5 protein-coding genes are annotated in these 13,082 nt (G+C 49.6%); all 5 read left to right on the top strand.

Going from position 1 to position 13,082, the window contains the following annotated elements; genetic code table 11:
- Window positions 1–140 precede the first annotated feature (140 nt).
- The 5 genes from ACEPST_RS02530 to ACEPST_RS02510 all read left to right on the top strand — a co-directional run bounded on the left by ACEPST_RS02530 (window position 141) and on the right by ACEPST_RS02510 (window position 13,072).
- Window positions 141–2,360, top strand: coding sequence for a hypothetical protein (locus tag ACEPST_RS02530; RefSeq protein WP_204121527.1), 2,220 nt, complete (start codon window positions 141–143; stop codon window positions 2,358–2,360).
- Between the two features lie 293 nt (window positions 2,361–2,653).
- Window positions 2,654–5,014: a hypothetical protein gene (locus tag ACEPST_RS02525; protein WP_204121526.1), complete on the top strand. Its 2,361-nt coding sequence runs from the start codon at window positions 2,654–2,656 to the stop codon at window positions 5,012–5,014.
- Between the two features lie 448 nt (window positions 5,015–5,462).
- Window positions 5,463–7,769: a lectin-like domain-containing protein gene (locus tag ACEPST_RS02520; protein ID WP_204121525.1), complete on the top strand. Its 2,307-nt coding sequence runs from the start codon at window positions 5,463–5,465 to the stop codon at window positions 7,767–7,769.
- A gap of 408 nt (window positions 7,770–8,177) precedes the next feature.
- Entirely contained in the window at window positions 8,178–10,394 is a 2,217-nt protein-coding gene (locus tag ACEPST_RS02515) for a hypothetical protein (protein WP_204121524.1), read from the top strand.
- Window positions 10,395–10,771: 377 nt separating this feature from the next.
- On the top strand, window positions 10,772–13,072 hold the full coding sequence (locus ACEPST_RS02510) for a lectin-like domain-containing protein (RefSeq protein ID WP_204121523.1): 2,301 nt from the start codon (window positions 10,772–10,774) through the stop codon (window positions 13,070–13,072).
- The last annotated feature ends 10 nt before the right edge of the window (window positions 13,073–13,082 follow it).

Genomic DNA, 13,082 nt, shown 5'->3' with positions numbered 1-13,082 from the left:
AGATATTGAAACCGGTAATCAATTTGGCTGACAGTCTTCAATACGTTGATTGCCACGAAACTGTAGAAACGTAACAACATGTTACAGCGGTAAAACGGACTTCATAACTTTGGGGATAAAGTTGGGGAAGGAGTAAGCTTATGCGGCTAAAAGTTAGAATTGCTAGTATGCTAACGTTACTACTGACTTGGGGGTTAGTCGCCTGGCAAACGGATACGGTTCGGGCTGATACCACGGATGCGGACTACGACAGTGCGTTGTCCACGATGCCAGAAGGGCTGAACATCGATCAGTATTTCACGCCGGGAAATTTTACTGGCACAAACTCGGCCTCGGTGACGGCCCCCAAGAGTCCGACCGACCCGACTCAGGCGGTGCGGTTGACCTATGATCACAACCAACTGGGAACCATTTGGGCGAAGGATGATTATGACATTGATTTGACTAAGAACCAAAAGGCGTCGATGTGGATGTATTTTGGCAACAACCCGGCGAATAATCAAATGGGTGATGGGATGGCCTTTGTCATGCAAAATGATCCGCGGGGGACCAAGGCCACGGCGACCACCGATACCGGCGCGACGGCCCGAGGCGAAACGCTCGGAACTTGGGGCTATCCGTACGACTATCTGACACAAGGAAACACGAGTAAGATTTCTGCGCTGGCCATTCAGGACAGTTGGGCGCTCGAATTTGATACGTTTATCAATAATCAAGGCATCAATACGAACCAAGCCAACGCAACCGACTTTGATTACTACACCGCCAATGCCGGGCTGGACGCCGGTACGACCAAGCAGCATATCGCTGCGGGTTATCCGGCCGTCAGTGGGACCTATGCCAAGCGGTACGCCTCGATGAATAATGGGACCACGGATGCCTACTTTACCGTCCTCAAGCACCAAGGCTTAGTGCCCAATCTACCCACGCTGACTAATGGCTCATGGCACCATGTGACCTTAGCCTATACGGCCCCAACCGGCAGCGATGCCAAGGGCCTTATGACCTATACGATTAACGACAAGAACCCGCTGACCGGCGCCACCCAAACTGGGCAAAGCAATTCGTATGAAGTTGATCCGGCTAAGTTGACGCCCACGGGTGACCCCACGGCCACCTCAGCGATGTGGGGCTTTACGGGGTCCACCGGTGATAAATATGAAAATAATCTGGTCGTCTTTGAACAAATTCCTGGATTGGTCGATGCGACCGCCTCAGCAACGATGACGGACGTGACGGCTGGTCAACAGTTGACGACGGGTACGGCAATCACCGGTGGCGACCGGCTGAGGATGACATACAAGCTAACTTATAATGACGGACGGGCCGCCTGGAAGAACATTCAGGCCGTGATGAACGTTCCCGCGAACGTAACGTTACGCACGGCAAATATTGCCTATGCAGATGGGTCTTCGGCAATCATTCCCATTGACGGCTTAAATGGTCGTGAGTTGGCTTATACGTTGGCCAAGACGTTAAACCAGGACACCAGCGATGGCGGTGGCGGAAAAACCGCGACCATCACGTTGAATGGTCAGGCCGACAACGTGAATGCGGCCGTTGATGCTAGCTCCAGTACCTTCCGGGGCAGTAATGCAATTGCCACGGCCGACCTGCCTAGCTTTAGCATTGTGCAAACGACCGGCACCATGGCGCTTGACCTGACCTCGAGCGCGACCGTCAGCATGGCGCCGAGCGATTCGACGACCATCACTGGGAAGGCGACGCTGACCGGGACGATGCCGAGTGATCGGCTGTTTACCCTGCACAGTGTCATTAATGGCGGTGCGGAAACCACCAGTAAATTTATGACCAGCGGTAATAGTGGAACCTTCAGCTTGCCAGTCAAGGGGAGCGATTTGCAGAATGGGGCCAACACGGTGGACCTGTACGTCGTGGACGCCTACGGGGATTCTTCCCCGACCGTGACGGTCACCATCAACGTGGGCATCTTTGGTTTCGGCCAGGTTTCGCCCAAGAGTTCGTTTAAGGAGACGGCCTTGACGGGCCAAGCGCAGACGATTGAACGTAGCAACGACTGGTCGCTGATTATTGACGATACGCGGGGCAGCGGCAGCGGGTGGACGTTACAGGCCAGTGCCACGCCATTTACGGGGACCAATGTGCCAGATAACCAATTGAAAGGCAATCTGGTGTATGTAGATGCTGACCACAATGCCACGACGCTCAATTCGACGGCGACGACCGTTTTGACGCATGAGGACGATGGTAGTGCCACGACGAACGTGGTCGCCGGTTGGTCGAGCGATACAGGCCTCTTGTTAAAGACGCACAGCGATGCTTTACAGGACAAGTATTCTGGCACTGTAACTTGGACTCTGTCGAATGCGGTTCACTAAGAAAAATACAAGATTAAGACCATCACTGTAGGCCTCCTTAGGGGGAGCAGCCTAATCAGTGGTGGCTTTTATTTGACTTAATTTCGGCAAAATATGATGTTATACTATATTTATTAGCGTTGTTAAAATATTGCATAAGGATATTTTAACTCTGAAGTAAGTTTTCCTCCGTTACTAAAGATGACTGTAGGTATATTGGGGGATAAATTGCTAATTTACGAATTTAAATTGGATTTGCGTCGGGGCTCGTTGGTTATTGGCGCGGACACCGTAATTGTGAGGGAGGATTTTGCATGCGCTTACGAGCAAAATGGCTAGTGGTTTTTGGGGTGATTATGACTAGCTTGGGCTGGGGCCTCTGGCACGGAACCGTTGTCGGTGAGGCCCTGGATGCATCACCGGACGATGTGATCAAATCGGCGCCCCAAGGCTTAAAGGTTAAGGCCGACACCTATTTTAACTTGCCACAGAAAATTGGTCCCCAGGATTCGATTAGCAACTCTGCGACGTTCAAGACCAGTGCAACGGGGGATGCCGTGGCACTGACGCAGGATGGCAGTGCCAACCAGGGCGGGGCGATTTGGACCAGTAAACCCGTTTTTGACGCGTATCAGAACCAGCAGGCTTCCATGTGGTTCTATATTGGGACCAGTGGCACCACCCCCGGTGATGGGATGGCTTTTGTGTTGAATAAGGATAGCAACACGGCTTTTTCTGGATTGGGTGAATCCCTGGGTGTCTGGGGCGTTGATCCTAGGACGACCAATGGTACCGTGCAAGATTTGGCAGATACGGCGATTCCTAATAGCTGGGCACTAGAATTCGATACAGGCGTGGATCAGGTAATACCGGCTAATAACTGGATTGTGAACCAGACCACGCCGGACTCGTTTGATGTGGGAAGAATGACAGAGGCCGGTGATCCGCCGGAAAAGCAGTTTTGGGGATCGGGATATAGTTCCACTACTGATAACGATAATGTTGATGAGACTATCAAAGGGGAACATATTGCTTCAGGTTACCCGGGACAACCTAGTTCCTATCTCGCCTATCAACAAACAGGACGGTACTATGCGGGCACGACTGGAATTTTTATTCAAACGCCGAAGTATAACTTCGGAACCTATAATTATTATGGATTGGTTCACCACGGCCTGGTGCGTGATCAATTTGGCGATCGGTTCATGTCAGATGCCAAATGGCATCATCTAACCTTGAATTATCAGGCACCAACGGATGATTCGAATACGGGAACAATCACGTATTCTTTTAACGATCGTGACTTGACGACCGGTGCACCTAAGAAAATGAGTACCGAAACGTTTGCGAAAGAGAAAATCAATCTTAGCAGTTTGGGTGTCTCTAGGGGCGATTCTAAACTCTATTGGGGGCTTACCGGAACGACTGGGGCAACGGACACGGAAACCAGTATGGTCGCTTTCGAACAGGTCCCTGGACAGGTGGATGCGAGTGCTTCGTCTGCTTTAACAGATGAAACGACCAACTCGGCAATTACCACTACGAATCCGACGACGAGTGTGAATGGCAATGATAAAATTAAGGCCACGTATACGCTTAATTATCTGGGTGGTGGGGCCAATTGGACCGGTATCAAGGGAAAGATAGGCTTGCCAACCAACGTTAATTGGACGAGTGGAAAGATCAGTTATCCAGACGGTTCGATTACGCCACTCGCACTGACGACCCAGAGCGATAATCAACTGGCAGTAGACGTTCACGACCTCGGGAACAAAGATGATCTTCCTGAGCAGGCGGTTATCACGCTGGAGGGGACGGCCGCCAATCAGGATGTCAAGTCACCCGGGGCGGTGTCGAGCTTCGTCGGGGATAATGCGATTACCAAGACGGTGACACCGGAATTTAATATCAAGGCTTCCCCATTTACAGTCGCGGTGACGCCGACTACGGCAGCGAATGCCAATACGACGGGAACCGTGACCGGTAGTATCTCCTCGACTGATAAGCTAGTTAACGGGAAAGACACCACGCTTAAGGCGGTTCTGACCGCACCGGATGGCACGACCACTGACATCGCCAGCGATAACGTGAAATTAGACACGACAGCTAATACGCATAGTGGCTACGACTTTAAGGTGACGATTCCAAAAGTGCCGGTGGGAACCTCGACCTTGCAGGTCAGTGCAACCGCACAAACCGCTGGCAATAGCTATCAGGGGAGTGGAACGGGTAAAATTACCGGCGGAACCATGGACTTTGGGACCACCAGTGGTGACCTGACGTTTGACACGACCCAGCTGACTGGACGGGCCATTACGGACGTTGCCCGTGATGAGACAGGCGGTCCGTGGCAACTGAACGTGGATAGTTCCCTGGTTGCCGGTACCAGTTGGCAACTAACGGCGCAGACGGACGGGTTGACTAGTGGTGATGCACCAGGCAAGCAGTTGGACGGTCACCTCATCTATAAGGATCAGGACGGCGGGATAACCCAGCTGACGAGTGGCAACGCTGCTCTGATTGCCAGTGGCACGGCTAATGGTCAGGCGCAGACGACCGATATCGCTGCGGACTGGACGGCCAATACCGGAATCCTGTTGGACTTGAATAGTAGTGCTGCTGTTGGTGATTACAGTGGCAAAATTAATTGGGTATTGTCTTCGGGTCCAAAATAAATGAATGATGGACAGGTGTCGATGGCTGACCTTCAGGGATGGAGGTCGGGCGTTGGCACCTTTTTTTGTTCGACGAAATTAAGATGAGTTTAGCTAAGGTGTGTTTTCAAATCTGGACGACCCTAACTGGGGGAAGGTTAGGGTCGTCCTTTTTTAGGTTGATTGACGGGAAGCGTCGCCCAACCACTGGGCAACCTAAACAGACTTTAAGCTAGCTTTATGGTTCGGTTTGCCTTTGATGACGGGAAACGACTATAATATTTTTTATTCAAATGCGAAATGGTTGCGGCGGGTTCTCATTTAATCGCAATTGCAACCGGTTGTTCCTGGGAACAACGTTTAGAAAAATCACTGAAGACGGTAACGCTCGTAACGTGGTGTTTAGGGTGGGAAAGATTGTTGGGATGACTAGTACCGGCAGGCTTTCGAGCACTAGGAGAGGATCAATATGAAAATAAAGGCAGTCGTGTTAAGCATCTTAACAGTTGGAACATTACTCAGTCTACGGACGGTGCCTGGGCTCGCCTCGACCAAGGAAAATGTGACCGCTGCGTTGGGGACGGCGCCACAAGGAATTGCTATCGATAGCTACTTTGAAAGAGGAACCATTGCCAATAATTCCGCTAAAATTTCAGATACGGATCACGGAAAAAATCAGGCCGTTCAGCTGACGGATGCGACGACCGGCGGGGATGAACTGGGAACGATTTGGACCAGTGATGCCGCGGCGATGGATTTAAGCGAGGACCAGACGGCGTCAATGTGGCTGTACACGGGGGATTCGTTTACTTCGAGTGGTGATGGGATGACCTTTGTCATGCAAAATGATGAACGGGGGATCGGCGCAAGTGCCCGCAACACCAGTGATGAATCAAATCCCACGCCCGCGACAGGTGAAACACTGGGGGTCTGGGGTGATGACATCAATGAAAAGTACAAGAACGCTACCGATTTAGCCGCCACGGGAATTCAGAACAGCTGGGCATTGGAATTTGACACCTATGCCAACAAAAGCCTGCCAAGTACGGATTCAGATGCCAGTGCGGCGGACCAGAAGAAGACCTGGGATAGTTATTTCGCCAGTTCAGCTAATTCGGCGAATCAGTTTGATTTGAATGAAAGTAGTATGCATATTGCTTCGGCTTACCCCGGGGATAAGGATTCTTATGATTTATCGGGAAAGAATATTACGGTGACCACGTACGGAGGCTTTTTAAACCTGACACCAACGAACACGACGTACAATTATCCTTATGCGGTGTTGAACCACCAAGGTGTAATCACCAACGGCTTTAACCTCCTGGGAACCGGGGCCTGGAAGCATTTAACGCTGAAATGGGATGCGTCGAGTAGTCAAATGACCTACACGTTTGATGACAAAGATCCCGACACTGGGGCCGCTAAGACGGGACTGTCGCGAACGGTCACGGTGGATAAGAGTAAGCTTAAACTGGGCAGCGACAATAAGATTCGGTGGGGCTTTACGGGGTCGACCGGGACCAACTTTGAAAACAACCTAGTCGTCTTCGAACAGGTCCCCGGGCTGGTCAGCGCGAGTGCGACGGCCAAACTAACGGATAGCACGCAGAGTGACAAGGAAATCACGTCGACTAGCGATACGGTGAATGCCGGCGACCGGATGAAGCTTGACTACAATTTGAATTATAATGGCGGCCGGGATTCCTGGAAGGACATTCAGTCGAAACTGAATCTGCCCAGCAATATCGTATTTAGCAATGCGACGATTACTTATGCTAACGGGGACACGCAAACGGTGACGGACTTGGATACGCAGAGTAGTACCGGGCAGGCCCTCAGTGAGACCTTGAGTAAGGAACTGTCCAGTGACAACGACGGCGCCACCATCTCGCTGAGCGGGAAGGCCGTGGCTGGCGATAGCAGTGAAACCACGGTTGACGCGACGAATAACAGTTTTAATGGCTCGAATGCGATTACGCAGGCAAGTCTCACGGGCTTCAAAGTTGAGAAGAATGATGACGCCACTGTTAGCATGACGTTGACCGGGGATGACGTTAATTCAGATAACACGACGGCCAGCAAGCGACTGACCAAGGCAGCGGACGTTGCTGTGACGGGGAAAATCTCCTACGTTACGGGAACCGCCGACCCGAATAGCAGTCTGACTCTTCACCCGGTCTTGAACGGTAAAGAACTTCAGACGCAAACGCTGAGTAACAGCGATGCGGCTGGGACCTTTACCTACACCATTCCGGCCAGCGCACTGGTTGCTGGTCAAGATAACGTCCTGACATTGTACGCGACGGATAGTAAGGGGCACGCGACCAATGACGTCAGCGAGACGGTAAATCTGTCGGCGGGGTCCCGGAGCTTGGTGGCTTCCCCGAAGTCCTCATTTAACAGTGATGATCCGCAGAGCATGTCCGGGTCGGAAATGACCCTGACGCCCGATAGTAATTGGGATGTAACCGTTGATGACACCGAGGGTACTGGCGACCAATGGACTTTGACGGCGAGTGCGACGCCATTCATTTCGAAGTTACGGGGGAGCCTTTCTGCAGACATGACTTACGTGACCAGCGATGGCACCAGTAGTAGCCTGATGAGTGGGGCGGTTAACGTGCTGAGTCACACGACCACTTCGGATGATGATGTGGTCAATATCACGAATGAGTGGAACGATTCGCAAGGGCTGTTTCTGAATGTCCATTCCGATGCATTAGAGGGCACGTACTTCAGCACGGTCACCTGGACGCTGGGAGATACGCCGACATAAGCCGATTATCTCGCGGGTTGCCGGCTCGCTAAAAATTGAACTAGTTGTCATTTAGAGGACCTTAGTTGTGAAAACTGAGGTCCTTTTTTGTCTGTAGCTTAGGAATCCCGTTAAACCGCGAATGGTTGTCAGTTTAAATAGGCTGACTAAAACATTTATTGCTTTACGGTTGTGTTTCTCTCGTAAACCGCATATAATCATATTAGTTAATAGTTAGACTGTTCTAGGGGAGTCTTTAAAATGCTGACTAGTGTTTTGAACCTTGATTAGTTTGAAGGGCTGTTAAATTGGCGTTTTTTAGATAGAAAAGTCAGTATCCTTTCACCAATTAAAACTATTTGTGCAATTAATGACTAGGGCGATAAAATATCGGAGCGCGGCGGGATTTCCGCCTAAGGAGTGACTTAAATGAAGTTGAAGCGGTTAGTAACGGGGATTGTGATTGGCTTGGCGGGGGCGACTCTGGGATGGGAGACCTCGGCACAAGCTGACGATTTAACAAATGTATTAAACGGTGCGCCACAAGGCATCAAAATTGGTAGCTATTTTCAGGCAGGCACGACCTCGGATAACTCAGCCGTGTTGGCCAAGACACAACACGGTGAGGACCAGGCAGTTCAATTAACTGATAAGACAAGTCAATTGGGAACCATTTGGACTAGTGATTCGGCTGAAATGAACTTGAACGAAGACCAAACAGCGGCGATGTGGATGTATTTTGGGGATGGCAGCACATCGTGGTCTGGTGACGGGATGGCCTTTGTCATGCAAAATGATACCCGGGGCCTCGGGGCCAGTTCAGTCGATACAAGTGGTAAACCAGGCCGTGGGGAAACCTTAGGTGTTTGGGGGGATGACACGGGGAACGGCTTTACGAGTACAACTGAGTTAGCCAAGTCAGCCATCCACAACAGCTGGGCAATTGAATTTGATACCTATGTGAATAAGTTTGATAAGAAGGATGACACAAGCATGGCGGATGCCATTAAAGGCGGCATTCCTAGTTATTTTGACGTTGATATCACGGGAGCCTATCCCCATATTGCCTCTGCTTATCCTGGGAAGGCCAGTACCTATTCGATTGTTAACGTGGGCTCGACAGGCTACCATTACGCTAAGATGAACCATACGGGGATTTTAACCAACAATTATAGTGGCCTAGCTGACGGATTCTGGCATCACGTCACGCTTCATTGGAATCACACGGCCAAGACGATGACTTACACCATTAATGATAAAAGCCAGACGACGGGTGCACCTCAGGATTCAAGTTACGAAAAGTATAAGACATTTACGACCGCACCACTAGATATGACCGAAATTGATCCACAAAATACCGGGAAAATTCGTTGGGGATTTACGGGATCAACCGGTTGGAATGCTGAAAAGAACTTGGTCATTTTTGAAAAAGTTCCTGGCCTGGTCGATGCCAACTCGACAGCCAAATTAACGGATACGACTAGCGGTAACGCCGTAACCAGTGGCACAACGATTAATTCCGGTGACCGCTTACGACTCGATTACAACCTAACTTATGCGAGTGGTCGGGAAGACTGGAAAAACGTGGTTGCCAATTTGAATTTGCCTCAGGATGTGCGTTTTACGTCTGGCGTGGTTACTTACGCCAATGGGCAAAAGGATACCATCGATTTGAGCGGTCTCAGTGGACAAAGCCTGAAAACGACTTTGACACAAAACTTGTCCAAGACTAACGCGACGGCAACGGTGTCCTTGAACGGTAAGGCCGCCCCGGTCGACAGCGCGGGCAATCCAGCGGCTGCGGGAACCACGACGAGTACGAAAACCGTGACGAGTAACTTTGTCGGGAATAACGCGATGACTTCGGCGACGGTGGATGCGTTTAACGTGAAGGCCGTCAATAGTGCCATGACCCTGGCGTGGACTGGCGACAGTGCCAACGGGGCTAGTAACACGATTGGCGCAACGTCGGTGACCGCGGGCAAATCGGTTACGCTGACCGGGAAGGCCTCGTACGTTACCGGGAGTGCGGATGCTAACAGCAATATCAAATTGCACGGGGAACTGAACGGTGAAGAGCTGCCGGTGACCACGCTGAAAAACACGGATGCTAGCGGAACCTTTAGCTACACGGTGCCTAGTTCGGCACTGACATCGGAAAATAACCAGTTGATTCTGTACGCGTCTGATAGCAAGGGGAATAACAGTAACGACGTGAGTTATACCATCACGCAGGGGTCACTGAAATTGGCCGTGGCGCCGACGATTGCGTTTAGTGGAACGCTGACCGGGCAGCACCAGCAATTGGCGGCTAATGATGATTGGGATGTCGATGTGCGTGACACCCGGGGAACCGGTAGTCACTGGACCTTGCAGGCAGCGGCTTCTGCGTTTACGACCGGCACGGATGGGTCTGGTACGGTGTTGCCAGCGAGTCTGATGTATCAGGATGGAACAACCGCCGCTAACTTAAGTGCGGGGAACCAGGTTCTGATGGATCGCACGACGACCAGCGGCAACGACCTGACCAACGTGTCGGGCGATTGGGATAGTGGTCGGGGCCTGTTGCTAGATATTGGCAGTGGCGCCGCTGAAGGCCGTTATCAGGGGACGGTGACCTGGAGTTTTGTGGATGCCGTTAAATAGAAGATTGATGTGAGAGCTTAGGCGACTAAGCTCTTTTTTTGCATTGAAAATTCTTATCCAGCTAAAAGTGAGTTCTTAAATTTGTCGTCAACCTCTTATAAATATTGTTATATCAACATTTTTACTTAACTTTGGTGGTGAATGTGCTATACTAATTTTAAATAGTACATGAGGTTATTATTACACGGGTGATAATATAATAAATGTTATAAGTCGCTGATAGTGAAAATCAGTGGGCAACGTTAATGGCGGCGACCGGGGAACTACCGTAACGATTGAAATTGAGATTGACGTCTGGTGTTAACCAGAGCGATAGGGTGCGGTAGTCTTGGCCGGTTATGTGGCTGGGCAGATTGATTTAAATTGGGGGAATTGACATGTTTTTGAAACACGTATTGTTAGGGATTGTTTTGGGATTGATGGGGATTAGTTTTGGCTGGGAGATTAAGGCTAGAGCGCAGGGCCTGAGTGATCAAGATCATGTTAGTTTAGATAAAATTGTTGAAAAAGCACCGCAGGGAATTGATATCAGTAGTTATTTTGACGTTGGCAGTATCCCAGAAAACTCGGCTTCTTTGGTGAAGACAAATTATGGGGAAAATCAAGCGGTTTATTTAACAAATGGACCGGATCAGTTGGGAACAATTTGGACAAAGAACGGGGCAGCCATGCCCTTGGATAAGGATCAAACGGCGTCCATGTGGATGTTTTTTGATCGGGGTGGTTATAGCACGGGTTCAGGAGATGGCATGGCTTTTGTGATGCAGAATGATCCACGTGGTAATAACGCTAGTGCACTAGATGAGAATCACAGTCCTGCTGCTGGCGAGACGTTAGGTGTTTGGGGAGATGCTACCGGAAAGGTGCTTCCTGATGCTGAAACAATTGCAGGAAGGGCTATTCAGAATAGTTGGGCACTAGAATTCGATACGTATCCTAATCAGGTTTGGAAAAATGGGCTAGCAGAGAAATTGAAAGCGGGCCAGCAATCTTTATTTGACGAAGGTAGTGTGGGTGATACCCTTAATAAGGGGAAAAATAATTTTGGCGTTGCAATTGCAAAGGGATATCCCCATATTGCTTCTGGCTACCCAGGCATGTCTACAACATATCAAATTAAACAATTTGATGAATGGAAATATGCCACAATGAAGCATGAAGGTGTTCTTAACGAAGGTAATGCTTTTTTAGCTAATGGTGAATGGCATCATGTGACGCTAGCTTGGAAACATGCAGAAAAGAGTATGACCTATACCTTTAATGACAAAGATCCGCAGACTGGCAAAGATACGCCAGAGTCACAGAAAACCTATACAGTAAAAAATATGGATCTACAGGAGCTTGACCCGAAAGGCACTGGGAAGGTCCGTTGGGGATTTACAGGCTCCACGGGAAAGAGTTGGGAAAGTAATTTAGTTGTTTTTGAGAAAGTCCCTGGTTTGGTAGATGTGAATGCTAAGGCGGTCCTGACGGATACGACTGATAATAATCGTGTGGTGAAGACAGATGATAGTATAAAAGCAGGGCATCAGGTCAAACTTGATTACGACTTGAGCTATGCTAGTGGTTGGGAGCCGTGGCGAAAGGTGGAGGCCAACATCGATTTACCCAAAAATCTGAGCTTTACGAATGGGGTCATCACATATTCCAATGGTCAAACGGAAGATCTTAGTTTGAACGATCTCAAAGGACAGGACATTAAGACCAAATTGGCGCAGAACTTGTATAAATCATCAATCAATGAAAATAGTAAAACACCCAAGGATAGTCAGCGCGCAACTTTGTCACTGAATGGGCAGGCGGTGCTACCAGGAAAAGTGGCTCAAGCTGGTTCTACGCGAGAGGCGGCTTCCGTACCGGCAACTACCAGTAAATTTATTGGTGAAAATGCGGTGACAACGGCAACCTTAAATGGATTCAAGGTGAAATCGGTCGATGATCCAATCAGTTTGCAGTGGACAGGCGACAGCGTTACCGGGAACATGATGGTGAGTGACGGCAAAGATGTTACGCTAACTGGAAAAGTTTCTCGGTTATCTGGACTGGACGGAATTAAGTTACACGTTAATTTAGCTGCGAAGATACAGATGGATGAGGAAGGAAACTTTACGCTTAAGATACCAAGTGATCAGCTGCAGTCGAAGACGACTCAGTTGAAGGTTAGCGCATCTGATGCTAATGGCATTAATAGTACCAATGTTTTGGCGTATACGATTACGCAAAGGTTGTTGGAATTGTCTGCTGATCCTGATTTAACGTTTGGTCAGTATGCCCTGACTGGTCGGTCGGATAAAATTTATCCCAAAGAAACTTTTAACGTTAGTGTTGTTGATACCGGGGAATCAAGACCAGGATGGCAACTAACCGCATCGCTGAATTCAGATACACTGATGACTGAAAATGAGGAGCGGGCATTAGACGGGAAGCTCACCTATGTTGCACCAGCCACACAACAGGGGGTGGTGGCGTCTGGCCTTGAGCAATGGAAGGAACTGTCTAGACAGTCTATTGTCATTGCCACTAGTCAGGAGACAAAGCCCGAAACCAAAACTCCAAACGAAACCCTCATCGCAGGTGATTCTGATGGTCCCCGTGGACTCTTACTACAATTGAATTCAAGCGCCATTCCTGGCCAATACTCAGGTCAAATTACATGGGAACTAAAGAATGCGCTCTAAAGCACACAAA

Source organism: Levilactobacillus sp. FUA 3915 (assembly GCF_044053135.1).
Classification (GTDB): Bacteria; Bacillota; Bacilli; order Lactobacillales; family Lactobacillaceae; genus Levilactobacillus; species Levilactobacillus lanxiensis.
This window is presented reverse-complemented; position numbering and strand designations above follow the sequence as displayed.

Coding starts and splice junctions, on each gene's coding strand:
- ACEPST_RS02510 (WP_204121523.1), top strand. CDS start 10,772: ATGTTTTTGAAACACGTATTGTTAGGGATTGTTTTGGGATTGATGGGG.
- ACEPST_RS02520 (WP_204121525.1), top strand. CDS start 5,463: ATGAAAATAAAGGCAGTCGTGTTAAGCATCTTAACAGTTGGAACATTA.
- ACEPST_RS02525 (WP_204121526.1), top strand. CDS start 2,654: ATGCGCTTACGAGCAAAATGGCTAGTGGTTTTTGGGGTGATTATGACT.
- ACEPST_RS02530 (WP_204121527.1), top strand. CDS start 141: ATGCGGCTAAAAGTTAGAATTGCTAGTATGCTAACGTTACTACTGACT.
- ACEPST_RS02515 (WP_204121524.1), top strand. CDS start 8,178: ATGAAGTTGAAGCGGTTAGTAACGGGGATTGTGATTGGCTTGGCGGGG.